The organism is Sphingomonas sp. QA11 (assembly GCF_028473665.1).
Taxonomy (GTDB): Bacteria; Pseudomonadota; Alphaproteobacteria; order Sphingomonadales; family Sphingomonadaceae; genus Sphingomonas; species Sphingomonas phytovorans.
This window is the reverse complement of the sequence record NZ_CP098774.1, coordinates 5,407,446-5,433,005: the sequence shown is the minus strand read 5'-3', so window position 1 is coordinate 5,433,005 and position 25,560 is coordinate 5,407,446. Positions and strand designations below refer to the sequence as shown.

The 25,560-nt window shown below is 62.8% G+C and carries 31 protein-coding genes; 18 read left to right on the top strand and 13 right to left on the bottom strand.

Features of this window, described 5'->3' with window-relative positions; all coding sequences use genetic code 11:
- The first annotated feature begins 80 nt into the window (after window positions 1-80).
- The 4 genes from NDN01_RS25120 (at window position 81) to NDN01_RS25105 (ending at window position 3,191) form a co-directional block, all read left to right on the top strand.
- Window positions 81-563: a hypothetical protein gene (locus tag NDN01_RS25120; RefSeq protein ID WP_272624950.1), complete on the top strand. Its 483-nt coding sequence runs from the start codon at window positions 81-83 to the stop codon at window positions 561-563.
- 71 nt (window positions 564-634) lie between these two features.
- Window positions 635-1,798 carry a sensor histidine kinase gene (locus tag NDN01_RS25115; RefSeq protein ID WP_272624949.1) on the top strand — a complete coding sequence of 388 codons (1,164 nt, stop codon included), beginning with the start codon at window positions 635-637 and terminating at the stop codon, window positions 1,796-1,798.
- Window positions 1,795-2,610: a LytR/AlgR family response regulator transcription factor gene (locus NDN01_RS25110; protein WP_272624948.1), complete on the top strand. Its 816-nt coding sequence runs from the start codon at window positions 1,795-1,797 to the stop codon at window positions 2,608-2,610. Before NDN01_RS25115 ends, NDN01_RS25110 begins: the two co-directional genes overlap by 4 nt.
- Before the next feature lie 113 nt (window positions 2,611-2,723).
- Window positions 2,724-3,191, top strand: coding sequence for an NUDIX domain-containing protein (locus NDN01_RS25105; RefSeq protein WP_272624947.1), 468 nt, complete (start codon window positions 2,724-2,726; stop codon window positions 3,189-3,191).
- 12 nt (window positions 3,192-3,203) lie between these two features.
- Here NDN01_RS25105 and NDN01_RS25100 read toward each other — a convergent pair whose 3' ends face one another.
- From NDN01_RS25100 to NDN01_RS25070, 7 genes are all read right to left on the bottom strand, one after another.
- Window positions 3,204-3,533 carry a hypothetical protein gene (locus tag NDN01_RS25100; RefSeq protein ID WP_272624946.1) on the bottom strand — a complete coding sequence of 110 codons (330 nt, stop codon included), beginning with the start codon at window positions 3,531-3,533 and terminating at the stop codon, window positions 3,204-3,206.
- Window positions 3,534-3,779: 246 nt separating this feature from the next.
- A complete protein-coding gene (locus NDN01_RS25095) occupies window positions 3,780-4,430 on the bottom strand; it encodes a hypothetical protein (protein ID WP_272624945.1) in 651 nt (216 codons plus the stop codon).
- Window positions 4,431-4,808: 378 nt separating this feature from the next.
- A complete protein-coding gene (locus tag NDN01_RS25090; protein ID WP_272624944.1) occupies window positions 4,809-5,204 on the bottom strand; it encodes a hypothetical protein in 396 nt (131 codons plus the stop codon).
- 219 nt (window positions 5,205-5,423) lie between these two features.
- Window positions 5,424-6,002 carry a hypothetical protein gene (locus NDN01_RS25085; protein WP_272624943.1) on the bottom strand — a complete coding sequence of 193 codons (579 nt, stop codon included), beginning with the start codon at window positions 6,000-6,002 and terminating at the stop codon, window positions 5,424-5,426.
- Between the two features lie 452 nt (window positions 6,003-6,454).
- Window positions 6,455-6,994 (bottom strand): hypothetical protein, encoded by a 540-nt coding sequence (locus tag NDN01_RS25080; RefSeq protein WP_272624942.1) that lies wholly within the window; start codon window positions 6,992-6,994, stop codon window positions 6,455-6,457.
- 233 nt (window positions 6,995-7,227) lie between these two features.
- Entirely contained in the window at window positions 7,228-8,487 is a 1,260-nt protein-coding gene (locus NDN01_RS25075) for a M23 family metallopeptidase (RefSeq protein ID WP_272624941.1), read from the bottom strand.
- A 2-nt stretch (window positions 8,488-8,489) separates the two neighbouring features.
- A complete protein-coding gene (locus NDN01_RS25070; protein ID WP_272624940.1) occupies window positions 8,490-8,762 on the bottom strand; it encodes a hypothetical protein in 273 nt (90 codons plus the stop codon).
- Between the two features lie 958 nt (window positions 8,763-9,720).
- Here NDN01_RS25070 and NDN01_RS25065 point away from each other — a divergent pair.
- From NDN01_RS25065 to NDN01_RS25055, 3 genes are read left to right on the top strand one after another with little or no spacing between them, the layout of a single operon-like run.
- Window positions 9,721-10,110, top strand: coding sequence for a hypothetical protein (locus tag NDN01_RS25065; protein WP_272624939.1), 390 nt, complete (start codon window positions 9,721-9,723; stop codon window positions 10,108-10,110).
- Entirely contained in the window at window positions 10,088-10,555 is a 468-nt protein-coding gene (locus NDN01_RS25060; RefSeq protein WP_272624938.1) for a hypothetical protein, read from the top strand. The genes NDN01_RS25065 and NDN01_RS25060 overlap by 23 nt, the downstream gene beginning before the upstream one ends.
- 11 nt (window positions 10,556-10,566) lie before the next feature.
- Complete coding sequence (locus NDN01_RS25055) at window positions 10,567-11,031, top strand: hypothetical protein (protein WP_272624937.1); 465 nt, start codon at window positions 10,567-10,569, stop codon at window positions 11,029-11,031.
- Window positions 11,032-11,613: 582 nt separating this feature from the next.
- On the opposite strand, the gene NDN01_RS25050 is transcribed toward NDN01_RS25055, so the two are convergent.
- Complete coding sequence (locus NDN01_RS25050; RefSeq protein ID WP_272624936.1) at window positions 11,614-12,513, bottom strand: diacylglycerol/lipid kinase family protein; 900 nt, start codon at window positions 12,511-12,513, stop codon at window positions 11,614-11,616.
- 96 nt (window positions 12,514-12,609) lie between these two features.
- Window positions 12,610-13,401 (bottom strand): class I SAM-dependent methyltransferase, encoded by a 792-nt coding sequence (locus NDN01_RS25045; protein ID WP_272624935.1) that lies wholly within the window; start codon window positions 13,399-13,401, stop codon window positions 12,610-12,612.
- A 122-nt stretch (window positions 13,402-13,523) separates the two neighbouring features.
- Here NDN01_RS25045 and NDN01_RS25040 point away from each other — a divergent pair, with 122 nt between their 5' ends.
- The gene (locus NDN01_RS25040; RefSeq protein ID WP_272624934.1) at window positions 13,524-13,967 is read left to right on the top strand and encodes an Rrf2 family transcriptional regulator; all 444 of its coding nucleotides are present in this window, start codon (window positions 13,524-13,526) and stop codon (window positions 13,965-13,967) included.
- On the opposite strand, the gene NDN01_RS25035 is transcribed toward NDN01_RS25040, so the two are convergent.
- Window positions 13,964-14,221, bottom strand: a complete 258-nt coding sequence (locus tag NDN01_RS25035) for a hypothetical protein (protein WP_272624933.1) — start codon at window positions 14,219-14,221, stop codon at window positions 13,964-13,966. The two genes, NDN01_RS25040 and NDN01_RS25035, sit on opposite strands and share 4 nt — an antisense overlap.
- Window positions 14,222-14,391: 170 nt before the next feature.
- Window positions 14,392-15,261, bottom strand: a complete 870-nt coding sequence (locus tag NDN01_RS25030; protein ID WP_272624932.1) for a LysR family transcriptional regulator — start codon at window positions 15,259-15,261, stop codon at window positions 14,392-14,394.
- Between the two features lie 105 nt (window positions 15,262-15,366).
- Here NDN01_RS25030 and blaOXA point away from each other — a divergent pair, with 105 nt between their 5' ends.
- From blaOXA to NDN01_RS24985, 9 genes are all read left to right on the top strand, one after another.
- Window positions 15,367-16,209 carry a class D beta-lactamase gene (gene blaOXA / locus NDN01_RS25025; RefSeq protein ID WP_272624931.1) on the top strand — a complete coding sequence of 281 codons (843 nt, stop codon included), beginning with the start codon at window positions 15,367-15,369 and terminating at the stop codon, window positions 16,207-16,209.
- A gap of 59 nt (window positions 16,210-16,268) precedes the next feature.
- Window positions 16,269-17,843 (top strand): hypothetical protein, encoded by a 1,575-nt coding sequence (locus tag NDN01_RS25020; RefSeq protein WP_272624930.1) that lies wholly within the window; start codon window positions 16,269-16,271, stop codon window positions 17,841-17,843.
- A 1-nt stretch (window position 17,844) separates the two neighbouring features.
- Window positions 17,845-18,282 (top strand): hypothetical protein, encoded by a 438-nt coding sequence (locus NDN01_RS25015; RefSeq protein WP_272624929.1) that lies wholly within the window; start codon window positions 17,845-17,847, stop codon window positions 18,280-18,282.
- Between the two features lie 156 nt (window positions 18,283-18,438).
- A complete protein-coding gene (locus NDN01_RS25010; protein ID WP_272624928.1) occupies window positions 18,439-18,738 on the top strand; it encodes a penicillin-binding transpeptidase domain-containing protein in 300 nt (99 codons plus the stop codon).
- A 60-nt stretch (window positions 18,739-18,798) separates the two neighbouring features.
- On the top strand, window positions 18,799-20,535 hold the full coding sequence (locus NDN01_RS25005; RefSeq protein WP_272624927.1) for a hypothetical protein: 1,737 nt from the start codon (window positions 18,799-18,801) through the stop codon (window positions 20,533-20,535).
- A gap of 145 nt (window positions 20,536-20,680) precedes the next feature.
- Entirely contained in the window at window positions 20,681-21,265 is a 585-nt protein-coding gene (locus NDN01_RS25000; RefSeq protein ID WP_272624926.1) for a hypothetical protein, read from the top strand.
- Between the two features lie 398 nt (window positions 21,266-21,663).
- Window positions 21,664-22,068 carry a hypothetical protein gene (locus tag NDN01_RS24995; RefSeq protein ID WP_272624925.1) on the top strand — a complete coding sequence of 135 codons (405 nt, stop codon included), beginning with the start codon at window positions 21,664-21,666 and terminating at the stop codon, window positions 22,066-22,068.
- Between the two features lie 155 nt (window positions 22,069-22,223).
- On the top strand, window positions 22,224-22,886 hold the full coding sequence (locus NDN01_RS24990) for a hypothetical protein (RefSeq protein WP_272624924.1): 663 nt from the start codon (window positions 22,224-22,226) through the stop codon (window positions 22,884-22,886).
- A gap of 481 nt (window positions 22,887-23,367) precedes the next feature.
- Window positions 23,368-24,135, top strand: a complete 768-nt coding sequence (locus NDN01_RS24985; RefSeq protein ID WP_272624923.1) for a hypothetical protein — start codon at window positions 23,368-23,370, stop codon at window positions 24,133-24,135.
- A 244-nt stretch (window positions 24,136-24,379) separates the two neighbouring features.
- Here the strand turns inward: NDN01_RS24985 and NDN01_RS24980 are convergent, their stop codons facing one another.
- Window positions 24,380-24,571, bottom strand: coding sequence for a hypothetical protein (locus tag NDN01_RS24980; RefSeq protein ID WP_272624922.1), 192 nt, complete (start codon window positions 24,569-24,571; stop codon window positions 24,380-24,382).
- Between the two features lie 178 nt (window positions 24,572-24,749).
- On the opposite strand from NDN01_RS24980, the gene NDN01_RS24975 reads away from it, so the two are divergent.
- Entirely contained in the window at window positions 24,750-25,079 is a 330-nt protein-coding gene (locus tag NDN01_RS24975; protein ID WP_272624921.1) for a hypothetical protein, read from the top strand.
- A 67-nt stretch (window positions 25,080-25,146) separates the two neighbouring features.
- Here NDN01_RS24975 and NDN01_RS24970 read toward each other — a convergent pair whose 3' ends face one another.
- On the bottom strand, window positions 25,147-25,344 hold the full coding sequence (locus NDN01_RS24970; protein ID WP_272624920.1) for a hypothetical protein: 198 nt from the start codon (window positions 25,342-25,344) through the stop codon (window positions 25,147-25,149).
- Between the last annotated feature and the right edge of the window lie 216 nt (window positions 25,345-25,560).

Here is a 25,560-nt window from a genome sequence, read left to right as displayed (position 1 = left end):
GTCCGTTGGCGGGCAACCCCGTGGCAAGCCGCATCGCCGGGGCGCAGCGACGTCCCGAGAAGCATAGGGGAGGATCGATCATGCACTCAGCCGGCAGGACCATCCTGACAGCGACCCTGGCCTGCGGCACGCTCGACCTTGCCAGCGCCTTCCTGTTCTCCGGACTGCGCGGCACGGGCCCGGTCCAGGTCCTTCAGACCGTCGCCAGCGGGCCGTTCGGGGATGGCATGCTGGCCGGCGGCATTTCCGCCGCGCTGGCTGGCCTGATCGTCCATTTCACGATCATGTCAGCGATGGCCGGCGTGTTCGTCGTGGCGGCGGGCCGTCTGCCCTTCATCGCGGCCCGGCCGCTGATCTCGGGCATCACCTATGGCTTCGCTCTTTATCTCGTCATGAACTGGATCGTAGTGCCGCTGCGCTGGCCGTCGACCTTCCCGCCAGTCGCCCCGCTCCGGATGGCGAGCGCCCTGTTCTCGCATATCGTCTGCGTAGGGATTCCGATGGCTTATATCACGGCCCGGTCGATCCGCCGGGCGCTGGAAGAGTCGATCACAAACACCTGAGCGGGCGAACGGCGATTTCCAGGGGTCGAGCGTCTGTCGACACACAAGCGATGATTTGCGACATCGGACCGATGCAGGCGCCGACTCCCCTTGCCGCGCGCGAGCCCCTGTCGAACATTGGGTCGAACGCCGGGCGCGAGCCTTTCTATGTCGAAGAATCGACCGGACGCGATGGTCGCAGGGAGACCTGGCCGGAAACCCGTGCGAAGCTGATCCTGACGCTCAGCATGTGGGGCGCGAGCCTAGCCATGTTCGCGCTTGGCGCCGCGCTGGCGGGCACCCCGCATCTGCTTGCTTTGGCGGTGGTGCGGATATTGGTGTACGGCATCGGGCTCGCCTTTTGCTACGCGCTGCACCGGCTGTTGCGACGGCTGTCGCACCGCAGCTTCCGCACCCGCGCCCTCGCCCTCGCGCTGACCGCGCCGTTCGCGGCGGAGACCTTCGCCTGGTTCAATTATTTCGCCTTCGCCGCGTTTGACGGGCGGACGATCCACCTCACCATCGTCGACTGGAACGCGGCGATATCCGTATTGTCGCTATGGACCTGGTTCTTCATCGCCTGGACCGGATTGTACCTGGCGATCGAATATAATTTCGACGCGAAGGAGGAAGCGCGGCGATCGGCCGAACTCCGCAACCTCGCGCACAGCGCGAAGCTCCGCGCGCTCTCCAACCAGATCAACCCGCATTTCCTGTTCAACAGCCTGAATTCGATCTCGGCGCTGATTCTCGACGGGAAGAGCGCCGATGCGGAGAAGATGCTGACCGGCTTGTCGACCTTCTTCCGCTCCACCCTCTCGATCGATCCGCTGATCGACGCGTCGCTCGAGCATGAATTCGACCTGCACCGGCGCTATCTGGCGATCGAGCAGATGCGCTACCCCGACCTGACGGTGGAATTCTTCCTCCCGGAGGAGCTTCGCACGGCCGCGCTGCCGGCGCTGATCCTCCAGCCGCTGGTCGAGAATGCGATCAAGCATGGTGTCGCCAAGTCCCTGCCGCCCACCTCGGTCCGCATCACGGCGAGGCGCGACGGCGACGCGCTGGTGGTGACGGTCGCCAATACCGGCCGGGTCGGGCCCGCCACGCCGAGGGCCTGGACCGACGGCATCGGCCTCGCCAATGTCCGCGAGCGGCTGGCCGAGCATTTCGGCCCGGCGCAGGGACTTGCGATCGCGCCCGGCGCCGGGAGTTTCGAGGCGAGCATCACTATTCCGTTAGGCTTCGTCCGGTGAGCGTGTTCAGCATCGTCGCGGTCGACGATGAGCCGCTCGCGCTGCGCCGGTTGGAGATCGTGCTGAACGGCATCCCGAACGCGCGGCTGCTTGGATCGGCGTCGAGCTGTGACGAGGCCGTTGCAATGATCTCCGAACGCCGGCCCGATATCGTGCTGCTCGACATCCGCCTGCGCGACGGCACCGGCTTCGACATCCTCGACCGGCTGCCCCAAGGCGTGACGCCGGCGGTGATCTTCATCACCGCGTTCGACCATTTCGCGATCCGCGCCTTCGAGGTCTCCGCCGTCGACTATGTGTTGAAGCCGATCGATCCGCCCCGGCTGCACGAGGCGATCGACCGAGCCCGCGCGCGACTGGCCGTGGACGCTTCGGCCAGCCAGGTTCAGGAGATGCGGGCGATCATCGAGGATCTGCGCGCCGAATTTCACGACCGCGCCCGCTCCCCCTATGAGACCGAGCTTTGGATCCGCGGCGCGACAGGCAGCCTGACGCGCGTGCCGCTCGATCTGGTCGACTGGGTGAGCAGCGAGGACGATTATGTGCGACTGCATACCCGCACGACCTCGCACCTGCTGCGCCTGTCGATTCGCGCGTTCGAAGCGCGCGTCGATCCCGCCCAGTTCATCCGGGTCCACCGCGCCGCGCTTGTTCGCCTGTCGCGCATCGCCGAGGTGCGGCGCACCCCGACCGGCCGGCGCGAGGTGATCCTGCAAGGCGGCACACGCATCGCCGCCGGGCGGGTGCATGCCAAGCGGCTGCGGACTTTGTTGCTTGAGCGAAACGGCGTGCTGGGGGCCGGAACGGATTAGGGGGTGGCGGGGTGACACCGTAGAAGAGGCAGAACCGCATCTTGCCTCCGCGGGCCGAACACCCGATATCGCCATAATGGCGGCTTCGAGCGGCCGGAAAGCGGGGACGACGCATGCCGCCCTTTCGTTTGAGTGCCGGCATCCTGCTCTACCGCAGGCGCCGTGGTGCGTTGCAGGTGTTCCTCGTCCATCCCGGCGGGCCCTTTTGGGCTGCGCGGGATCTTGGCGCGTGGCAGATCCCCAAAGGTGCGGTTGAACCAGGCGAACAACCGCCCGAGGCGGCACGGCGCGAATTCCGCGAGGAACTGGGCAGCGAGGCGGAAGGTCAGCTGGAACCGCTCGGCCGTATCCGGCAATCGGGCGGCAAATGGGTCGAAGCCTATGCGCTGGCGGGCGACCTGGACCCGGCCGGCATCGTCAGCAACCAGAGCGAGATGGAATGGCCGCCGCGCAGCGGGAAGACGATCTTCATCCCTGAGGTCGACCGCGCCGACTGGTTCACGATCGATACGGCCCGGGCGAAGATGCTGGCGAGCCAGCGCCCCCTGCTCGACCGGCTCGAACGGCTTGCCGGGACCTGAGGATCCGTCGACTCAGTCGATCAGGCCGCGGTGCCTGATCTCACGCCACAGCAGGTCAGCGTCAGCGCCGGTGCCGCCAGTGAACTCATAGGCCTCGACCAGCGCCTCGTCAGTGACGGCGAAGGCGGCGCGTTCAAGGAATTCCTGCGCCTCGAGGATGCGGCGGCGCAGATCGGTGCCGAAATCGCCGCTGGCATCGCGCCCGAACAGCGAGCCCTTCTTCATCCTGATCGTGAGGTCGCCGCTTTCCACCATCCCCGCGATACCGAGATCGTCACGCATCCGCTGACGGATTTGAGCCATGGAAAGAGCGAGCATGCGAAGCGCGTAATTGTCGGCCATTGCCCCGGCCTTAGACGGGCGGTGGCGGCGGGATCAAGGCGGTTCTGCGGACGGGCGCGACGGCGCGTTTTTCCAGGACGGCCGGCAGGGGACGGTCCACGGGCTGGCGGGCGTTCCTCATCCCGGATGAGCGTCGATCTTCCGCATCATCTTCTCGATCGCAGCATAAGGATACGGACGAAAGCGCTCGATCATATCTCAGGTTCAATACGAAAAGCGCCAAATACAGTCAGTCCAGGTCGCGCCCTATTCATCCGGCTCGTCGGATTCATCAGGCGGCAGGCAATCCGGCGGAGCCTTGTCGCGCCATTTCGTGACCTGCAGGGTCTTGCCATCAGTGACGTAAGCGCTGCCGTTGCGCCAATTCTCATCGGCGAACGCAACGACCGCATGGCGCCCGCCGACGGAACAGAAGATCGACTCAAGCGCATTGAGACGCGCGTAGAAGACAAGGGTGACGCGCCCTTTCGAGATACCGCCCGAGGCGTCTCGTTCGGTGGATTTAGTGACCACATAGAGAGAGTGGCCGATATGAGGATCCCCAGGCTCTAGCTGGTCGAAATAATCGTAGTGGTCGTAGCAGCAATCATTGGGTCGTGAGCCGTAGAAGCCGCCGCCGGTATAGGACCAGCCACCTTTCAGCGGCGCCCGGTCGTTCGGTACGATATCCCCAACCTTAGGAAAAGACCGTGCCGACAATGGCGGCTCCGGCACGGCTTCTTCAACTACTCGATCCGCCCTTGTATTCTTTGCCTCATCCGGCACTGTTGCCACCTGGCGCGCCGCCGCGGCCTTCGACCCCTTTCCCGGGGCGGAACGCAGAGCCTTGTCGTTACCGCATGCCGAACAGGCCAACAGTGCCACGACCAAGCCAAGACTGATCCATCCGCGCACCATCTGCACCCCATCCTGCGCCCGATTCGCCTCATCCGTACTACAAATGTTCCAGACGATCCATCATCCGGACTCCCGCAATACGTCTGGTCGAACTGTGTCTCAGCGGCGGAGTGCGGGCAGGCGTCCGGCAAGCCAGTCCCCCAGGACCGTAGGTTCTGCGGATGCATGCGACGGTGCGTTTTCCCGGCCCGGCCGGAAGGGAATGAAAGGCGGCCTAGTCCGGCACCGCATCCAGTCGGCCCCAACCCGGCGTGGCTGTGATCGGATATCATCCCGACGGCTTCGCCAAAAATATCGGATCAGCCGGGGTCGTATGACGAGCATTCCTCGCGAACGTCAATCATACTGACCACCCCCTGTTGTCCGATAGGCGGCCGCCTATCGCGGTGCCTGTCTCACGATCGTTTCGGATGCGGACCAACTAATCCCGGAGACCTCAACAAGATATTGCCGGCCTGGCTGCAGATCCGCCACAAACTCGCCCGAATAGCTCTCCGGCACCTTGGGGTAGACGATCTCGCTGAAACACTCCTTCGCACCGAGTTTGCTATCGACCCACCATATGATGGGAGAATCGATCGGCGCCTTACCCTCCTCCAGTTGCGTGATGTGAATGCTCTCGATGCACGGCGGGTTGTCAGTCCCGTCGTTCGACTTGATGGAAATACGTCCGTTGTCGAGTTGCCGAATATCGATGTTCACGGGAAGCTGACACGAGGAAAGCATCGCCGCCCCACCGGCGAAAAGGACCGATCCGCACCATTTATAGCCCATAGATGCCCGTCCCCTTCAGGCGCTTTTCGAGAGCACGCCTCTTCGCTATATCGCCCGGTCTATTCGCGGCGCGCACTTCGGCATAGTCTCCAGCGATTTTGGCTTGCCCTTCAACGGTCTCGTTATCCCCCTCCCTCCGAAGCTTCATCTCGATTCCCTCGCCCGTTCACGCAGTTCCGACGCAAGTCACTCTCATCGCGCGCATCATTTCCAATGCTGCTACCGGGCATGACATTTTTCGGTGGCGATCCATTGCTTCCACCCGCCGCTGGTAGCGGCCGATCCTGAACGTCCGGATGGTAATTTTCTAACGATCAGCGCTGCGAACAGGCCCTCGACATCGGCGGGCATGACTCGCTCGATCTCAATCTCGTAGTGCGCATATCGCAATAGTTGCACGCACTCGGTCTTCTTCGTCCGGGCGATGGCGGAAAGAGCGGATTTTACCGCTCGATTGGCGTCCGGCACCAGAAACGAGACGAGGCGCGTGACGCTCGGGGTCGCACGCCGGATATCCCTGAGATTCTCACCGCCCGTCCTGACCAACGTCTCCACCGAGGTCACCTCACCCGTTCCGGGACGAGTGTTCACAAAAACGACCTGAAGGCCCGAATTATGGGCAACGCATATATTGTTCGCATCCTTCTCAGGAATACAGCGCAGGATCGTCCGCAAGGTCCGCATCACGTCTTCGGATTTACGATCGATGCCAGCATGCTGGGCCGCCCCACCCCCGGTGGCGTAACCGGTGCCACACGGCAACAGGATCAGAAGCATGGCACCAAGCGGCAGGTGCAAGCATCTCGCCTGCAATCTCATTGCGCATACTCCCCCTAGAACGGACTGACATATGGGTCCTTCTTCTCCTTTGCCCGATAGAACTCCAGACGCGTGAGATAAAGCGACTTCAGTGCTTCGAAATTCTTAGAGGACTGCGGCTTCCCCACTATATTCGTATCTGCTTGTGCCACCCGGACTTACCGGAATGGATGCCCATGTCCTCGATGCCCTGGAGAGCACGGCATCGAGATCTCCCGACAAAAGGCCTGCAAGGACATCGGCGCGCCGCAGCTTGTATACTTCAATGACTTCCTGATTAATGGACTGAAATCTCACAGCCAAAACTTATCAAACACTTCTTTATATGTCATTTTATTCAAGATCTTCATTTAAAAATCTAGCCCGATCGAACGTCGGCATGACGTTGTAGACTATATCGTATAAGATGCCTCCGGGTCGATCGACGCGCTTCATTCCTCTGGTTCGTCGGATTCATCAGGCGGCAGGCAATCCGGCGGAGCCTTGTCGCGCCATTTCGTGACCTGCAGGGTCTTGCCATCAGTGACGTAAGCACTGCCGTTGCGCCAATTCTCATCGGCGAACGCAACGACCGCGTGACGCCCGCCGACGGAACAGAAGATCGACTCAAGCGCATTGAGACGCGCGTAGAAGACAAGGGTGACGCGCCCTTTCGAGATACCGCCCGAGGCGTCTCGTTCGGTGGGTTTAGTGATCACGTAGAGAGTGTGGCCGATATTCGAATCGCCGGGCTCCAATTGGTCATATGTATCGGCGGAGCAATCATCGATTTCTGAACTGCAGGAGGCACCGCCGGTATAGGACCAGCCGCCCTTCAGCGGTGCCCGATCGCTCGGCACGATATCTCCGACCTTGGGAATAGACCGCGCCGGCAACGGCGGCTCTTGCACCTCTCCATTCACTCGCCCCGTCTCGACACCATTTGCCGCATCCGGCACCGCTTCCAGCTGCCGCGCCGTGGCGGTTTTCACCGCCTTGCCCGGGGCGGACGATGCAGGACCATGGGAGGCATCGGGCGCAGGGCGTGAAGGCGTGTCGTTACCGCACCCCGCAAGCGCGAGTAGCGCCGCCACCATGCCGAGACCAATCCATCCGCTCCCCATCTGCACAATCCCCCTGTCCGAGTCTACTTATCTGTACTTCAAATGTTCCGATCAATCCATCGCCGACATATCGAAGAATATGGTCGGCCGAATGCGTCGTTTCAGCGGCGGAGTGCGGGCAGGCGCCCGGCAAGCCAATCACCAGGATCGTAGGTTTTAGCCATCGTGCCGTTGCGAACTTCGAAATGGACGTGGCTGCCCTTGGTCGCGGCATTCCCGGTAACGCCCAGCCGGCCAATTTCCTGACCCATGCGAACCGGATCGTTTTTCTTCAGCCGCGGCACTTCCCGCAAATGCGCGTAGACCGTTCGATACCCATCTGGATGTTGGATAATGACATAATTTCCCCAGCCGACCACCTTCTTGCCGTGTGTAAAGAGTTTTTGTCCATTTTTATCGCGTTTGATCGCGCCGGTCTCATCGCGCGTCCAGATCTTCTCGTACTCGGTTCGGGGCGGTTCCGCCACGACGCCATCAGCGGCGGCACTGACGAGGGCGCCGATCTCGCCTGGCAAATCATATCCCTTGTGCTTCCGGCCGCCTCTCTTCTGCCCGGTAAGATCATAGCTGCCGTCGGAATAGGCTTTGCCCCGCGAATCCCTTTTTCCTTTCTGCGCGGTATAACCGCCGCCGGGCACCGGCCAGCCCCTTTTGAGGACGCCGGGCCGAGCGCCCGCCACGGTGGCCGGTTTGGCTGGGGTCTGGCGCGGCGTCGGAACTGAGACGGGTTGAGGCGGGACCTTGACCGGTGCCAACTTGGGCGCGCCCCAGCCTTGGATATCCCTGAACATATCGGCAGGCTTCGTCGGTGATGTCGCGGCCTGTGACGGCTCGCCTGCCGGGGCCTTTCTCGTCGTTTCGGCCTTGCCCTGGGGGTCGACTCCATCGTCGATCACCATGCCCTTGGCATTGATGTAGGCGGACGACCTCATCAGAGCGTCGCGTTGCGCCTCCCACGTCTCGTCCAGCGCGGAAGCGTTGGTTGTGAACGACTCGCCGGGGCCACCCCTGAGCAGCGGAGCCGGGCTCGGGTGCGGTACACCCGTGGGCTCCTCCTCGTCGTGAAGATTGGCGCCAAGGTCCTGATCAGGCGAATGAGCCGAAGTGGTATCGGATGGCATCGTCTGGGCATCGACAGAGCCACCCCCCAGCACCTTGTATCCACCCGACTTCCACCACCAGATCGCCTGGTCGGCGGTGTAGGTGAACGGCACCAGGCCCTCGGCGATCAGCGCATGGCCGAAATATTTGTCCACCTCTTCATAGGTCGCGGCGCGCTCGCCTTTGGTCACTTCATCGAGATCGTCCATCGTCCGCGACATCAGTGCCATTGCCATATAGCCGCCCTTGGGATGCCGCATGCTCAGGTGATCGGCACCTTCCAGCTTGAGGGAGGTCCGTCCCAGGGTGAGGGCGGCGGGGCAGGCGGCCGCTCCGGGCGCGGGCGGGCGAGGTGCGCGTTCTCCTCCAGGAAGCGATGCATCCATTGCTCGTCCGTCTCCTCCTCCGGTGCTGGCTGCGGTGCCTGTGGTGGGGTGGCAGCATTCCGGGCGGTATCCGGCATCGGCGGACCTTGGGCGGGTTCGGACGTCGGAAAGGCGTTCGCATCCTCAATTGGCGGAATAGTCATGGCCATCGGTACCTCCTGTTCCGGAGGCGCTAACCGGGCGGATGACTCTCTTGAATCAATTGCGCGCTTGCAATGTAGGAAATTTCCTATGAGAACATAAAAGGAACAAACAGCGGGAGCGAGTCGTGAACCAGCAAGCAAGCCTGCCGGATCCTATGCGCATGGGCGCCATGTTGAATCCGGGGCGGTGCGCGCCGTGCGGCATATCGGATTGGCATCCGGAAGCGCGGAACTGCCAGATGGCGGGGTGCCCGTTCGCGAACCCCCGCGACGACCATGACACCTCCGCCGCCCGCGACGCCCGTCCGGTGCGGGAGCGCGCATGATCGATTCCGCCATCCTGGACGCGATGCTCGCGGCGGGCGCCTCGGCCGAGGTGATCGTCGCCGCGGTGAAGGCCGATGCGGCGCGCGAGGATGCACGGCGCGAAGCGCAGCGCGCCGGCAATGCCCGGCGGCAGCAACGCTATCGCGACCGGCTGCATGGGGACGAGACGGGCGATCTGTTCGACGCGGTTGAGGCAGGCGGGGGCGATGTGACTTCCGATTGCGCAGATTCTTGCGGGACCAGCTCGCCGGACTCTCCCCTTCGTCATGCCGGACTTGTTCCGGCATCCACTGCTCCACAAGCCTCACCGCCGTTGAGTTCGAGGGACGGTGGACCCCGGAACAAGTCCGGGGTGACGGAAGGGAGGGATGCGGCTTCTTTTCCTTCTCCCCCCAAAGGAGAGGGCAAGCGAGCGGAGCGAAGCGCGGGAGAGGGGCAGTGGGACACGCTGGCCTCGCCGCGCTGTACTGCCCCTCTCCCCGACCCTTTTCCCGGAGGGGAGAGGGAGATTGCGGCCCCACACGATAACGCCGGTAACGCGTCACATGACGCACCGTCGGCCGTGACGGGCACCATCCCCCCTTCCCTTGATAAAAGCCCCCAGACCCCAAAAATTAATCCCAACCCCCGCGTACCCGTGGGGGCACCCGCGCGAGGGGCGGGCACCGCCCGGCGGTTTCCCTGCCCGGACGGCTGCGACCCGAACGACTGGCGCGACCTGCTCGCCAATCGCCGGACCAAGCGGCTGGCGATGACCGATGCCGCGTACCGCAAGCTGATCCGCGATCTCGCGGCACAGGCCGACGACGACTGGCCGCCGGGCAGGCTGCTCGCCCATGCCGCCGAGAAGGGCTGGGCGCAGATCTTCGATCCCCGTGACGACCCCAGAGGAGCCAGCCGCCATGGCAACCGCCCCCCATCCCGATCCGCAACCACCCGTGACCCGGGCGAGCCGCAAAACCCTCTCGTCCGCGCCGTGCTGCGATCCGAGGCTCGCGGCGCTGGTGGCGGAGGCACCGGCTTTTAGCCATGTCTGCACGCCCGAGGAGCGCAGCGGGCTGGCCGCACTGGCGGTAGCGACCGAAGCTGCGCTGACCCCGGCAGCGCCGCGCGAGATCAGGCGGATGATCGGCAAGCTCGCGCTTGGCTTTCCCGCCGGCAAGGCGAGCGACCTTGAAGCCGAGGCCCGGCTTGAACTCTATGCCGAGGGGCTGGGCGATATCCCCGCCGACATATTGGGCGCCGCCTGCGCGCGAGCTCTGCGGGAATGCCGGTTCTTCCCCGCGGTCGCCGAGATCCGCGAGCGTTGCACCGGGATGGCGGTGCGGCGCTGGGAATTGTCGCGCATCCGCATGCTGATCGCGACGCACGACCGCCACTGGCAGCCCGGCGGCCCGTCGCCCGCAACCGAACCCCTGACCGCAGCACAACGCGCGCGCCTGGCGCTGATCACCGCGCCGCTTTCCGCCTGAAGGAAACCGATATGGACGACATCACCCTTTCCCCCTGGGAGCGCGAAGTGCTTGCCTGCGTGACCGAGGCGGCCGAGGCCGGGCGGACCGCGCCGACCGGCGACGAGCTGCAGGAACGCTGCGGCTGCGATTCCATCAGCACCACCGTCAACCTTGTCCAGCGGCTGGAGCGCAAGGGACTGATCCAGGTCGAGCGCTATCAGCGTACCCGGCGCATCACCGTGCTGGCGACCGGCAAGGCGACCGCGCCCGTGGCCAACAAGACACCGCACTGGCGCACGAAGAAGCGGCCCGGCCGGATGCCTTCAGCCTCGCTGCACGCGCTGAAGGCGCGCGACCCCGACATGACGATGGCGATCATCAAGGCCGCGCGGCGCGAAGGAATGGGGCTGGATGATTTTGTCGCCGAGCTGGTCTGGGCCGGCTGGCAATCGCGCGAAGAGGCGTTCGCAGCGCGGGTGGCGGCGCTGCGCTGAGGCGTCGCTGCTTGATTCAACATTGCCCGCATCCGCGCCAGGGCGGGTGCGACATCAGGGAGAGCCCCCAATGGTTGACGCTATCGATCCCTTCTAGCCACCGAATACCAACCGACCGCCGACGGTCGACATGCCGCAGCCCGACGCCGTCGCCGCGCCGGACGATGTGGAGTTGAACCGCCCGTCCGCGCCCGGAGCGGCCGCCTGCCCCGCCGCCCTCGCCCTGGGACGGACCCCACTCAAGCTGGAAGGTGCCCGACCATCTGAGCATGCGGCATCCCAAGGGCGGCTATATGCGATGGCACTGATGTCGCGCACGATGGACGACCTCGATGAAGTGACCAGGGGCGAGCGCGCCGCGACCTATGAGGAGGTGGACAAATATCTCGGCCATGCGCTGATCGCCGAGGGCCTGGTGCCGTTCACCTACACCGCCGGCCAGGCGATCCGGTGGTGGAAATCGGGCGGGGGGGAGCGGGACAATAGTGACGAGATAACGGCACCAAACAGTGACGCGAGCGATCGACCAACCTGTCGACGAAGCGTATTGCAAACCCGAGATCCTGAAGAAAATATCGCGCATCAAGGCACCAGCACCTCAATCACCCCTGCCGCGACCCGCGCCGTCACCGGCGTCCTGGCCAGAAGCTCGCCGTCGATCGAGATCGCCATCGGCGGCTCAGTCGCAATGCGGAGTTCAGTGCCGGAGAAATGCCGCACCGTCTCGTGCCGCGCATCCAGGCGCAGGATGCTCGTGACCCAGTTTCTGATCAGCCGGGTCCTGGCGTGCCCGGTCACAGCCTGGACGACGATCGCGCCATTATCCACCGCGGCCTGCTCATTGAGTTCCGTCCCGCCATGATAAGGGCCGTTCGAGATGCGCACTTCGACCACCGCCAGCCGTTCCGCCGCCGCGCCCTCGCCCACGATCAGGGTGAAAGGGCGGAAGTGAAGGAATTCCCAGGCAGCCCAGCCGAGATAGCCGGCGCGGCCGAGATATTTCTTGAGCGCGTGCGGCACCGACTGGGCGATGCGCGGTGCGATGCCGATCGCGGCGCCGTTCGCGAAATAATCATCGTCGATCATGCCGAGGTCGATGCGTCGCCGCCGTCCGCCAGCAATGACGTCAAGTGCGCCGTCGATGTCGACCGGAATGCCGAGCGTGCGCACGAAGCTGTTCGCGGTGCCGAGCGGCAGCACCGCCAGCACCGTTTCCGTGCCGACCAGATAATCGACCAGCCCGCTGATGGTGCCGTCTCCACCCCCGAGGATCAGCAAGTCAGGCTTCTTCGCCAACGCCCGTTTCACTACCGCGCCGAGTTGCGCGGGATCATCCACGGCGTGCGCGTCGACCGGGTAAGGCAGGTCAGCGCACCGCACGCAGGCCCGGTCGAACAACGCCTTGCCCCGGCGCGACCGCGCGTTGACGACCATCGCCGCGCTGCGGATCCGGGGCGTGTTGGCTGGGCTGGTTCCGTTCATCTGGCGCGAGAACGTACGCGGGCGGCTTTCGGGCCAATCGCGGAAATGCGGCAGCGGGGCGGGTCGCGCCGTCCGCCTGCCCCCCGTAGCGGCGCGCTACATCCGCCGTGCGGTCGCGATCAACGCCGGTGATGGAATCGGCAAGCTGCCGCCTGCCTCCTCCACGCTGGCGCGGATCGAGGCGAACGCCATTCCTTGCTGCTCCTCGTCGAGCACCGCCCAGATGGGACTGAACTGGAATATCCGGCCGGGCTCGGCGATTGCCGCCATGTCCAGCATGAAATCGTTGGTCGTCTCGACGATCCGCACATCCGCAAAGCCAACGGCGACCATCGCCGCCTCGAACCGGGCGGGGTCGCTGAATTCGTTCATGCCCTCGATCGGCCTGGGCTGAACGACATCGGGAAACAATGCGGCGACACGATCAGCCAGCAACAGGTTCGACGCGGCCCCGCCCGGATGAGTCCAGCTCGCCACGCAACCGAGCCCGCCGGGCCGCACCACCCGCGCCATCTCCACCAGCCCGCGGCGCCAGTCCGGAAAGAGCATGATGCCGAAGATCGAGAAGGCGGCGTCGAAGCAAGCATCGGGCAGATCGAGCGCCTGGCCGTCCATCACCAGCGCGTCGATATTGGGCAGGCCATGCGACAGCACCGCGGAGACCATGCCCGCCGAAAAATCGGTCGCCAGCACCTGCGCCCCGCCGCCCGCCGCCACCAGGGCCAGCGCGCCGGCCCCGCAGGCGATGTCGAGCACCGTCGCTCCGGCGGGCAGGCCCGCCTGCCGCCACGCCTCCCTCGCATAGACCGAGGTGAAGGCATGAGCCATTTTCTGATATTCTGACTGGCTGTCCCAGAAACCCGGGTCGTTCAGGTTTGCGCTCATCATTCTTCCCTCGCGATCGGCGGACGGCACCGCTTTTGGTGAGTGCACCTGATGTCACGCAACTTATAATGTGTCGAGTATTGTCGTGACTTGCCATCGGCGCGCGCAATCACGACACAGGGAGCATGAGACAGGACAGCCGCCTTTCGCGCATGCTCCACGTGCTGCTCCACATGGCGCGGCACGAAGGGCCCGCCACGTCGGAGACGATCGCAAAGATGCTGGGGACGAACCCGGTGGTGGTGCGCCGCACGATGGCCGGCCTGCGCGAGGCCGGCTATGTCCGGTCGGAGAAGGGGCATGGCGGCGGCTGGTCGATCGCGTGCGACCTGGGCTCAGTCTCGCTGCTCGACATTCACCGCGCGGTGGGCGGCCCCACTCTCTTCGCGATCGGCAATGAGAGCGACAATCCCGACTGCGCGGTCGAACAGGTGGTCAATGCCGCCCTCGACGATGCACTGCACGAGGCCGAGGCGCTGCTGATCGCCCGGCTGGGCATGGTGAGCCTGGCGACGCTGGCGACGGCATTCGACGCGCGGTGCCAGGAAATATTGCGACCGGTTCCCTAGCCTTCAGGCTTTACGCCTATATGGTTCATTATGGGCTGATCGTGTCCGGCGCTCGCCTCCCTGTCCCAGGCGCCGTCGAGCACGGCGTCCGGCGCCGCGATGAGGCGCGACAACAGGCGTTGCAGATCGAGGATGCAATGTTCGACATGAGCCCGCAACAGACGCCTTTCAGCAATGTCCAGCGCATCCATGTCGAGCACCAGTAATGCGCGCAGCACCACGATGCTGTCGGTGATTTTATCCAGTTCGGTCATCCTGCCTCCCGCTTGGCGCTGCGCGCCAGCTACGAACGAGGAGGCAATCCGGATGCAGGCCGAAACGATAAAGGTCGCCGGGGCGGTTACCGGGCGGGCCAGACGCGCCGATAAGCGATGTGCCGGATGACGAATCCGGCGCCGATGCCCATTGCGTCGACCCGCCCGCCCTAACCGGCCACCGTCGCCAGCAACCAGTCCCGGAACGACAGCATCGCCGGATTGGGCGTGCGCGACTTGAGCCAGGTGAGCCAGTAGCGCCCGGTTGCAACCTGCTGTGCAAAAGGCCTGACCAGCGCGCCATGTTCGATCGGACGGGCGAGCATCGCTGGTGGGGCGAGCGCCACGCCCACACCCTGCATCGCCGCCTCGGCCATCGTCACCGAACTGTCGAAGACCGGGCCGTGCAGCGGCGGCGCAGCCACACCGGCCGCGGCGAACCAGCGCGGCCATTCGTCGGCGCGATAGGAGCGGAGCAAGGTGGCGGCGAGCAGGTCGCGCGGTTCGGCCAGGGTGCGGGCGATGGCGGGAGTACAGAGCGGGGTCAGCGGCGTTTCCATCAGCGCGACACTCTCCGTCCCGTGCCACGCGCCGTCGCCGAAGCGGATCGCGAAATCCAGGCCTTCGCCCGCGATGTCGACCCGGTTGTTGTTGGTGAACAGACGCAGGTCGATGCGCGGATGGGCCGCGCGAAACATCGGCAGCCGCGGCAGCAGCCAGCCGGTTGCGAAAGTGCCGACCGCGGCGACCGACAGGACCTGAACCGTCATGCCGCCGCCGATGCCCTCGACCAGTTCGGCGATGCGATCGAAGCTGTCGGCGAGTGCGGGGAGCAGCGCCAGCCCTTCATCGGTGAGCGCCAGGCCGCGCGGCAGGCGGCGGAACAGCTGGACGCCCAGGCGGGCCTCAAGCCCCTTCACCTGGTGGCTGACCGCAGCCTGCGTCACGCACAATTCGATCGCGGCGCGGGTGAAGGAAAGATGCCGCGCGGACGCTTCGAATGCGCGCAGTGCATTGAGCGGCAGATGCGGGCGGACCATCGCGGCGCCATAAGTTAATCTAGGGGCTCGTGCCAGCTTTGATCCTTTGTGCGCGGGCCCCTGCCCACCCTAGCCTGCAGGTCATCGGGACAGAGGAGAATGGACATGGCGATCGACCGGCGGACCTTCACGACACGATTGCTGCTTGGCGCGGGCGCCGGAATCGTCGGATTCCCGGTAGCTGCGGAGGCGATCATCACGCAACCGGCGCGCGCGACCCTGCTGGTCGACGAGGCGACGGGCAAGGTGCTGCACCGGTCGGGCCAGTGTGGAACACGTTTCTCGCCCTGTTCGACCTTCAAGATTCCCTTGGCCTTGATGGGGTATGACGCCGGCATCCTGAAGGACGCGCGCACCCCCGCCTGGGACTATGACCCGGCCATTCACGAGGCGAGCCGCGCGGTCGAAAAGCAGCGCACCGACCCGACGAGCTGGGAGCTGAATTCAGTGATCTGGTATTCGCGCGAAATCACCAAGCGGCTCGGGGCGGCGCGGTTCAAGGCCTATGTCGACCGGCTGGGCTATGGCAATCGCGACGTCAGCGGCAATCCGGGCAAGCAGGACGGGCTGATCAATGCCTGGCTGATGTCCTCGCTCGCCATCTCGCCCGACGAGCAGGTCGCCTTGCTGCGGCGGCTGCTCGCGGGGAAACTGCTCTCGGCGCAGGCCTGCACGCTGACCGAGGAGATCCTGCCGGTGTTCGAGGGTAGCGGCGGCTGGCGCGTACACGGCAAGACGGGGAGCGGCTGGTTGAACGCCCCGGACGGGCATCAGGACAGGACACAGCCGCTCGGCTGGTTCGTCGGCTGGGCGGACAAGGCCGGCCCCGGGGGCAAGCGCCGGGTGGTGTTCGCAAAGCTCGCGGCGGGGCCCGGCCTGCCCACGCCCACCACCGGCATGGCGATGCGCGACGATCTGCTGGCGTCGATCGGGCGGCTGGCGGGGTAGGATCGATTCAAAAGCGGCGCGATCCTGCGCAGATGGCCTTCTGATCGAGGAGGCACCACATGATCCCGACCGACCCGCAGGACGACCTTGCCACTGCCATGCCCGACGCCATCGCCGCGCCGGACGAGGTGGACCCGAACCGCCCGCCCGACGCGCAGACGCAGCCAGCGCCGGAGAAGGAAACGGACGAGCAATGGATCCTGCGGTTCCTGGAGGAGAACCAGCACCTCGCCCGCCCGCGCCCGGAACGGCCACCAGCCCCACCGCCTTCACCCTGGGACGGGCCGGTCTCAAGCTGGAAGGTGCCCGACCAGCTGAGCATGCGGCATCCCGAGGGCGGCTATATGGCGATGGCGCTGATGTCCCGGACGATGGCCGACCTTGACGAGGTGACCAAGGGTGAACGCGCCGCGACCTATGAGGAGGTGGACAAGTATTTCGGCCATGCGCTGATCGCCGAAGGGCTGGTCCCGTTCACCTATACCGCCGACGAGGCGATCCACTGGTGGAAATCGGGCGGGTACAAGGTGCTGGGTGGCGCGTCTGTCAGCCCCCTGCCGATGCCATCGGACGCTAGTCAGAATCTTGACCCCAATCTTCACAACGACGGCCCCGCTGGTGCGCCGCATCTTTCGAATGCCGCGTTCATGGTTGGTCCGGACGGTCAGGCTGTGTCGCAGCCGAGTCCGGCTCTGTTCCTCAGGCGCGCGTCCGGCGAGACGATCACGACCAACGATTCCGCGCTGGACGAAGTATCAAGCATTCAAGGCGGCGCGACCGGATCGTCGGTCGACATGAATGCCAATGGCATGGCAATCGACGATCAGATCGATCCCGCACAGGCCGCCCCCGACACGCATATGGTGCAAGGACGAGCCCCGACAGGCAACGCACAGCAAACTGACGCGGCATCCATCCCGCACAACGACCGGGCACCTGTGAGCGATGGCGGCGCAGGGAGCGATGCCTATCGGAGGGTCGTTCAAGGAACCAACCTTGAGGACTATCTGGAAGAACAGGCTTCCCACAAATTGTTGCCGAAAGCGGAGATCCCGCGCGCTTACCCTCGCGTTCAAACCACGCTCAGGACGAGGGGCGAATGGGTCATAGCAGCCAAGGTCGAAGCCAAAGACCTGCCTCGTCTCGCGCGCAGGACCATCGTCGCCACACCCGAGATGAAAACCGCCGCTGAGGCCAATATCGGGAATCTGAAAGTCAATGCGGGCGAAGAAGAAATCCTAGCGTTCGGCTATCTGATGCCTGACGGCAGGATCGAAGTACGTGTGGCCAGGGGAAAGGCCGGCAACCTGACATATAGGGGCCGACCATCCGGCCCAGGCAAGGTGCTTTTCGGCATACACGGCCATCCGTCCGGCGACGGATCCGATGGCATGGTCGATGCCCCCTCGGAAAATGACGGTTATGGCGACACCGATGCACTGTTCAAGCGCAGCATTCCGATGGCAACCGTCTACAACGGCAAGATCGGCTGGCACGAAATGGTCGAGGGGCAATTGATCTTCACGGCGCCACAAGAAATAGTGTCCGCTCAGCAAAGACGGTCACTGCAGGGCAATCTTGATAGGTCCCAGCAATTGTTTTTGACAGAGGCACCGCCGGACGGGAGAAATTGACATGAACAGACCAGCCCTGCTCGCATTGTGCCTGATCGCCGCGGGCTGCGTGGGGCAGCATGATCTGGCGAACGCCGATCGCCCGGACCGTGCGAAAACGCCCGAGACATTCGACGCCAGTCCGGATCTGTATGACGGCAAGACCATCTATGTCGGCGGTTATGTCTGGGCGACGTCGCACTGGTGGAGCGATCATGTTCGGCAGTCGCCCAAGGATCTCACCAATTGCCTGAATATCGGCCCGTCCCGTTTCTTTCAGCACAGGCGGCGCGACCTGAAAGGCAAATGGCTGATGCTGAAGGGAATCTACAAAAAGGGATCATGGGCGGGGTCGCTTTCAGCGTGCAAGAAAGACAACGGCCTGTTCCTGGATGATGACTATATGGAGATGCACTATCCTGGGCTGGTTCGAGACAAGAAAGACCCGAGAGAAAATTGATCTCAAGCCCGTGATATCCCGCAACATTCAGGAAACGATGACAGGTGCAAGATTGGCGTGCACCGCCATCCCCCGTTATCCATGGGGCCAAACACACCGGGGACTTTCGATGACCGTGCATTTAATAGCTCTGGCCGTGAGCGACCACAAGTCAAGATGAATGCACTGTCACCGGAATCGGCGCTGACCGAGGAGATCCTGCCGGTGTTCGAGGGCAGCGGTGGCTGGCGCGTCAAAGGCAAGACCGGGAGCGGCTGGCTGAACGCCCCGGACGGGCATCAGGACAGGACTCAGCCGCTCGGCTGGTTCGTCGGCTGGGCGGACAAGGCCGACGGCGGGGCCAAGCGGCGAGTGGTGTTCGCAAAGCTCGCGGCCGGCCCCGGCCTGCCCACGCCGACCACCGGCATGGCGATGCGCGACGAACTCCTCGCGTCGATCGGGCGGCTGGCGGGGTAGGATCGATTCAAAACCGGCCGCGACCATGCGCAATTGACCTCCCGTTCCAGGAGGCACCGCATGATCCCGACCGACCCGCAGGACGACCTTGCTACAGCCACATCCGACGCCGTTACCGCGCCGGGCGAGGCGGAGTTGAACCGCCCGCCCGATGCTCCGCCAGCACCGGAGGAGGAGACGGACGAGCAATGGATGCATCGCTTCATCGAGGAGAACGCGCACCTCGCCCGCCCGCGCCCGGAGCGCCCGCCTGCCCCGCCGCCCTCACCCTGGGACGGACCGCCTTCGACCTGGAAGGTGCCCGACCATCTGAGCATGCGGCATCCCAAGGGCGGCTATATGGCAATGGCGCTGATGTCGCGCACGATGGACGACCTCGATGAAGTGACCAAAGGCGAGCGTGCCGCGACCTATGAGGAGGTCGATAAGTATCTCGGCCATGCGCTGATCGCCGAGGGGCTGGTGCCGTTCACCTACACCGCCGACCAGGCGATCCGGTGGTGGAAATCGGGTGGATGCAAGGTGCTCGGATCGTCACCTGAAAGCGTGTCCGGACCGTCGCTGGCGGCGAGCGCACCAGCCACAACATCGATGACCAACGATGCCACCCCGGACGACGTATCGGGAGCGCAAGGTGCTATAACGCCCGAATCGTCCGCCGACATCAATTTCAATGGGATGCCGATCGACGACGGGATCGATCCGGCGCAGGCGAATATCCGTAGCACGCGGTCGGCGGGTGCACCGCACCTTGCTAACGCCGCGTTCATGGTCGATCATGGGGGCGATGCTTCGACGCGGCCAAGTCCGGCTGTCCATTTCACCACGAAACCAACCCCGTTCGATGCCGCCGCTCCGGTTGAGGATGACGGGTCGATTGGCGGGTTCACGACAGGCCTTACACCAATAAGGATAAACGAATCAGCAGGCGCGCGCGCCGCCGCAAGGCGTATGCGCCCGGCGGCCAAACAGGCCGATGACCGGCCGGCGGCACCGCTCGGCACCAATTTATCGACCTACGACACCGGCTTTGGCGGGCCGGGCCGGGGCGTCAATGGTGACTATCGGACGACACCGGAAGAACGAGCCTGGTTAATGGAGCCTAAGCCTCTCGCTGGCCCCGATATCGCCTACCCCGACGGGTCGCCAGGTGCCGAACAAACCTCGTCCAAGGTAAGGGTAGAGATCAGAGAGAATGCTGGCTATCTTTATACACTTCCGGAAGTGAAGGCTTTGCTCGACGTGTTTGCTCGCACCGAGGATACGGAGGACGACGGGTATTATCGGACCCATTACCCCAACAAGGAAAAGCTACCGGATCTCACGACATTCCATGGCCGCGTACCGATCGGCAGATATCAAATCACGAAACCCAATTGGGAGAACTTTGGCGGCAACCTTTGGTCACGCAAGGATTTTTCTCCGACAACCCAAGATCTCATCGCGATAACGCAGCTTGCCCAGAAGGGAGCGATCGACGAACTCCTCAAGGGGAATCTGAGCGGCGCCTTCAGCATAGCTGCCAGGATTTTTGCTTCTATCCCGATGAATTCGGAAAAGGACTATAGTTACTATTCAGGCGGCAAGGGAGCACCCGATGCCGGGCCCATCACGAATCCTCCTCGCCAACGTACTCCGGTGCGCTTCAATGACCTCCTCGCGCTGTTCGTCCAGCACTTCAACGCGCGCAAAAAGGAGTTCCGCGAAGCTGAACAGGCGTGGAAGACACGGAAAGAAATCCCCCAAGCTTTCATATCGCCGTTGAGATGGCACTCCTTCGGACTGAAAGGTTTTTAGGACACCGCTCGCATTTGAGAGATATTCCTTGACCAAATGAGAACAAAAAGAGACCATGCTTCTCATCGCGCAATCAGGCCGCCTGGTGACTGAAGGATTCGGAGGCGACCTTACGCCTAGTGTATTCTGACGAGCGAGACGATTTATGCGTTCCACAACCCAGCCTGCAATTTTTGTGACTCTTTGCGCTGCCCTGTTGTCCGTCGCCTTGACATTCGTTCCGACGAAACAGAGTGCCGCAGCGACACCCGGGATCGACAGGCCAGCCACCATGTTGCATGCCGCTTTGCGAAGCATGAACCCGTGCCTCAATGGAACGAACCAAAGACCGGACTGCCTGATTTTCGAGATCGAGCCGGAAGTCTCCCCAGCGCCAATCGATCGGATGGAGATGAATCCTATCCTGTTCAACTTCGCCGAGGACGCAGTGACGAGGATTAGGGTAGAGGTTCCCCCCGCCTTCTTTCAGGCCATGAACTATCTGTTTCCGCATTGGCCCCGGTCTCGCGAATGGTTGACGCAGGCGCTTGAAAATACGCGCCATAGTGGCTGTCCCCGGATGGCGCATATCCGGGAGGTGTGGGTTATTGTCCGTCCTGGCGTTGCCACCGAGACGGATGTGTATGCGGATGTAATGATCACGCGTGCCGACATGGAGGTGGAGAAATGGCGGAGGCTCGACCATCTCGCCTGTAACGACGGACCTGTGATCGTCGAGGAGATAAAGTGACGCTACGGATGGACGAAGCGATGCGCGAGATGATGAAGAAACTGGCATCACTCGACAAAACCAAGCCCCGCGCTTGCAGAACTGGCGCTACGAAAAAGGCAATCGGGGGGCCGAACAGGCATTGACCTCTTGATGAGGGAGAGCGGGGAGAATTAGGACTGTTGCAGGTGTCGCCGTTATCTCCACCGGCATGGCGATGCGCGACGATTTGCTGGCGTCGATCGGACGGCTCGCGGGGCAGAGTCGATTCAAAGACTTCCGGTGACAAGGACTTCCGGTAACAGTGCATTTCATAGCTCTGGCTGTGGGCGACCCCAAGTCGAGATGAATGCACTGTCACTGGAACCTTGCAACCGGGCTCGGCTATCTCGACAAGAAAGGCAAGATCGCGGCGACGCATGAGCAGGCGTTTCTTGCTCTCCGCTTCGACGCCGATCATTCCATCAACGCCCTCTGCCGATTATGCCGCATTCAATCTCGCCAGGCTGAGAAAGCGAGGGGTGTTACTGGACGAATCCCCCGCTGCGCTCGCGCGTTATGCCTATCTTGCCCATCATGAGGGATTGGAGGGTGCGACTGACTTTCTTCAGGGCAAACCGCTGAGCGCATCGCACTGGAAGCAGAATGTGCCGCCCGACGAAAGGCAGTATTGGCTCACTTATTACGGCCCGGATCTCAGCACTGCGTACCGTGCCTTCATGCACAAATATACCGACGATCTCATCAACGTGACGGACTATATGTACGATCCGGAAAAGGTGACGACTCCCCCGACGAGCAACTTGTACGGACGGCCGAAATAGGGTCGCGGCACGCTGTCGGAACGGCTCGCCCGGCTATTGACTCAACCAGAACAAAAAGAGATCACTTGTCGTGGAGACGATATAGGTCGGGAGCGGGATCGATGAAGCGCTGGAGAGGGACACGAACCCTTGTTTGTGTCGCCATTGCCGCTGCAGTGTCGATCACCCTCTCACCCGTCGCGGCGGTGGCTTCCGCTGCGAAGGCAAGGATCGCCAGCGCACCTTCGATAGCGCGCGCGAAGCGGGCCATCACGGCTATCGGTACCCGTCGGGGGGACTGCAAGACGCGCGGCTATTCGCCGCAACTTTTCGAGGCGTGCGATGACACTGCGATCGACGCCTATAACAAGCTCCTGCCGCGCGCTCGTACCGGCACGCGTCGCGACAGTTTCCTCGCCGCGATGATCCCTGCCTTTCAGGAAGCGCAGAATGCGGACCGTGCCTATTACGCAAATTATTCCCGCGCGGACGTGGTTGGCGCCGTTTCCACCTATGCCGATTTTGCGCGCCGCCGTGCCGAGATATTGACCAGCGTTGCCAAAGTGCCGCCGCCGCGCAAGCCCGTTCGGGGCGAGCGGGGCCTGTTCGACTGGATCGACCGGACACCGGATCTGCGTGAGTCGATCAGCAACTTGATATCAACGCGGGAGGCGACCCGACGCTGGGAGGCGATCCGCACGGCGGATTGCACGGCCTACCCGGTCCCGCGGTGCGCGGAGCGGCTCGACGATGAGATGCGCCGGATGATCCGGGAACTGACGATCGAGCGGCCGTCATCCTTTGCAAAAGACGAAAAGCGCCCGCCGCGCCGTTTTTAACCACTGATGAGAGCGGGCGGCAAAGGATGGGCCCCCGGGGATCAGGGGCCGTTGCCCCCGGCACCGTCATCCCACACGCTCACCACTGGCATTACGATACCCGGCGAACTGCTCACGCCGATCGGACAGATGGCGGGGCCGGGGCCAGCCATCGGGACCTGACATTCCGATCTTTGGCATGCACGGTCATATGTAACCCGAGAAAAGGGGACCAAAGGAAACGACGGGATGCTAGACGATGTTTCGGCTGGGGAGGGATGGGATATACTAAGGCGCTGTGAAGATATAGCATCCAGATGGCGAAGATTTATCATAGCACCAACGGGTGACATGAAATGATCGACGGTCAATTGATTTTCACGGCGCCCCTTAGCGGTAGCCACCAAATCGCAAGCTTCGACTATCCGGCACAATCTGACGTCGGCCCAAGAGAAATACCTCACCCCGAAGGTCAAGAAAGCGAAGCAGGAAACACATTAAGATGCGCAAGCCGGCGGGAATAGCGATTATCTTGGGGTTGACCCTGGCAGCCTGGGCAGCTCCCCAAGCTTCTGGCAAGGCGCTCCAGCAGGCTAGCCTATCCGAGCCCGTCAAACCGCGGGCAGCGCCGTCCACTGATGCAGGGACCCTGCCATGCTTCGACGTGGCGCTGGTTGCCAGTGCGCCACGATACCACTGGCTCCCAGTCCCCGATGGGGAAGGCATCATTCTTCGCTCGCCGGTTCGCATTACTTTCGATGTTGAAGAAGTGATGGCCGGACGGTTGGCCGGATCGACCGTCACCATCAACACGGGGCTGCATACCCGCTACAATAGCCGCATCCGATATTTCCTGTTCTATCTCAAGTCGGACGGATCGGGCGGATACCGTATCGTCGAGATGTCCGATAGCCTCGTGCGTAGCAGGGATGGCAGCTTCGTCATCCCGGTGACAGCGCCATTCGCTCCGCCCCCCGAGGCCGACGATCTCAACCCGCCCCCCGATTACGAGAAGCTATTGCGTCCGATCCGCTATGACGCCGCGGATGCCTGGTGGTTACAATCGTCCGACTTGGAAACCCGTGCAGACGGCAGCATCGCGACTGAAGCCCATCCGTGGGGCGTGGTGAGGAAGAGCGGCATCCTCGCCCCACGCGGTCTTAGGGTCGACGATGTCGTGAAGTCGATCGCGAACCGTCGCTGTTCGGATTCTGCGCGCAAATCCGGACCAAGTGACCCGGGCACAGATCCTATCAGATTCACCAAGTGACAACGACGAATCGACAATAATGCACAAAATGGTGAATTTAAACACCCCCGACACCGTTATTCCGACACCAGATTGTGTGATAAATAATCGATATCCAGGCATCAGTATATTTCAAATTAAGATCGTTTATTTTATTTTCCATTGATGGACTGAATCGAAGCCGCGAAATACAAGTAACGCGACACGTGCAATAAGCGCTTTATTATGGCATTATCGTAGCGATTTTTCAAAGACTGACCGAAGCCTAAAGACCCTCATACACGAATTTTACCATGTCGCGCAAAATCAGCGCCTTGGCTTCAAGAATTTTGGCGATCGGTACGTCACCGATGAACTGGTGTTCGGCCCATCCCTCGATCAGGGTTTTGATCGGGATGCGGTATACAGATATGATAAGCGGAGCCGTACATTCGACAACGAGACCATCGAAGAGCAAGCCCAGACGGCCGGTGATTATGCGGCATTGCGCGCGGCCAACAATCCATCAACATTGGCTGAACGGCGCCGGCTTGAAGCGCGTCTGAAAGGGTCGGGCATATATGGCTTTTAGACATCCTGGGCTTTCGCTGCTTTCCGGAGCAGCCCTTTTATGCCTTTCGTCCTGCCAGTTTGCGGTGAAAATCACCGTCACGCAACTGGACGATGGCCGCATCGTAATCGCATCAGCCGACGGGACAGACCACCCGCCGTGCATCTACACTGTCAACATCATCAAGCTTGTAGACGGAAAAGACGAAATCGACTCGCCGCACATTTGGACAGTGAATCGCGACTCGGGGCTGGACGATGACAAATGCAAAAATAAGATCATCTACCCCGAAATCCCGGCTCATTATCACGGCGAATCCGACGAGGCACTGGTGCCCGGCCATCGATATGTCATCGATATCTACGGTGCCAGTTACGGTGCGGGCACGACGATCGTGAGACGGGGTCATCGATAAGGAGACCATCGGAGGGCAAGCCCAGACGGCCGGTGATTATGCGGCATTGCGCGCGGCCAACAATCCATCAACATTGGCTGAACGGCGCCGGCTTGAAGCGCGTCTGAAAGGGTCGGGCATATATGGCTTTTAGACATCCTGGGCTTTCGCTGCTTTCCGGAGCAGCCTTTTGTGCCTTTCGTCCTGCCAGCTTGCCGTAGATATCGTCGTTCGGCAGTTCGGCGATGGCCCGATAAGCATCGAAACGGACGATGGGAGCAAGCACCCGCCCTGTATCAAAAGTATCGATAATCGCACGTAGCTCCCGGAAAATCCGGTTTTGCCATCCCCGATGTTTGGATGATCTCCCTACAACTCGAGGTGGAAGATGCCGAGAATTGCAGAAGCAAGATCGTCTACCCCGAGATTCCTCCGCACTACCAAGGCTCGTCAAGGCGAAGATGGAAGCGGGACAGGAATATCGTGTGTCAGTGAGCGGCCC

Excerpts from the sequence above, each read along its gene's own strand:
- NDN01_RS25015 (WP_272624929.1), top strand. The coding sequence starts at position 17,845 with ATGAACAGACCAGCCCTGCTCGCATTGTGCCTGATCGCCGCGGGCTGC.
- NDN01_RS25005 (WP_272624927.1), top strand. The coding sequence starts at position 18,799 with ATGATCCCGACCGACCCGCAGGACGACCTTGCTACAGCCACATCCGAC.
- NDN01_RS25045 (WP_272624935.1), bottom strand. The coding sequence starts at position 13,401 with ATGATGAGCGCAAACCTGAACGACCCGGGTTTCTGGGACAGCCAGTCA.
- NDN01_RS25040 (WP_272624934.1), top strand. The coding sequence starts at position 13,524 with ATGAGACAGGACAGCCGCCTTTCGCGCATGCTCCACGTGCTGCTCCAC.
- NDN01_RS24985 (WP_272624923.1), top strand. The coding sequence starts at position 23,368 with ATGCGCAAGCCGGCGGGAATAGCGATTATCTTGGGGTTGACCCTGGCA.
- NDN01_RS25100 (WP_272624946.1), bottom strand. The coding sequence starts at position 3,533 with ATGGCCGACAATTACGCGCTTCGCATGCTCGCTCTTTCCATGGCTCAA.
- NDN01_RS25075 (WP_272624941.1), bottom strand. The coding sequence starts at position 8,487 with ATGCGGCATCCCAAGGGCGGCTATATGGCAATGGCACTGATGTCGCGG.
- NDN01_RS25050 (WP_272624936.1), bottom strand. The coding sequence starts at position 12,513 with ATGAACGGAACCAGCCCAGCCAACACGCCCCGGATCCGCAGCGCGGCG.
- NDN01_RS25120 (WP_272624950.1), top strand. The coding sequence starts at position 81 with ATGCACTCAGCCGGCAGGACCATCCTGACAGCGACCCTGGCCTGCGGC.
- NDN01_RS25055 (WP_272624937.1), top strand. The coding sequence starts at position 10,567 with ATGGACGACATCACCCTTTCCCCCTGGGAGCGCGAAGTGCTTGCCTGC.
- blaOXA (WP_272624931.1), top strand. The coding sequence starts at position 15,367 with ATGGCGATCGACCGGCGGACCTTCACGACACGATTGCTGCTTGGCGCG.
- NDN01_RS25095 (WP_272624945.1), bottom strand. The coding sequence starts at position 4,430 with ATGGTGCGCGGATGGATCAGTCTTGGCTTGGTCGTGGCACTGTTGGCC.
- NDN01_RS25000 (WP_272624926.1), top strand. The coding sequence starts at position 20,681 with ATGCGTTCCACAACCCAGCCTGCAATTTTTGTGACTCTTTGCGCTGCC.
- NDN01_RS25115 (WP_272624949.1), top strand. The coding sequence starts at position 635 with ATGCAGGCGCCGACTCCCCTTGCCGCGCGCGAGCCCCTGTCGAACATT.
- NDN01_RS25105 (WP_272624947.1), top strand. The coding sequence starts at position 2,724 with ATGCCGCCCTTTCGTTTGAGTGCCGGCATCCTGCTCTACCGCAGGCGC.
- NDN01_RS25035 (WP_272624933.1), bottom strand. The coding sequence starts at position 14,221 with ATGACCGAACTGGATAAAATCACCGACAGCATCGTGGTGCTGCGCGCA.
- NDN01_RS25020 (WP_272624930.1), top strand. The coding sequence starts at position 16,269 with ATGATCCCGACCGACCCGCAGGACGACCTTGCCACTGCCATGCCCGAC.
- NDN01_RS25090 (WP_272624944.1), bottom strand. The coding sequence starts at position 5,204 with ATGGGCTATAAATGGTGCGGATCGGTCCTTTTCGCCGGTGGGGCGGCG.
- NDN01_RS25070 (WP_272624940.1), bottom strand. The coding sequence starts at position 8,762 with ATGGCCATGACTATTCCGCCAATTGAGGATGCGAACGCCTTTCCGACG.
- NDN01_RS25010 (WP_272624928.1), top strand. The coding sequence starts at position 18,439 with ATGAATGCACTGTCACCGGAATCGGCGCTGACCGAGGAGATCCTGCCG.
- NDN01_RS24995 (WP_272624925.1), top strand. The coding sequence starts at position 21,664 with ATGAGCAGGCGTTTCTTGCTCTCCGCTTCGACGCCGATCATTCCATCA.
- NDN01_RS25030 (WP_272624932.1), bottom strand. The coding sequence starts at position 15,261 with ATGGTCCGCCCGCATCTGCCGCTCAATGCACTGCGCGCATTCGAAGCG.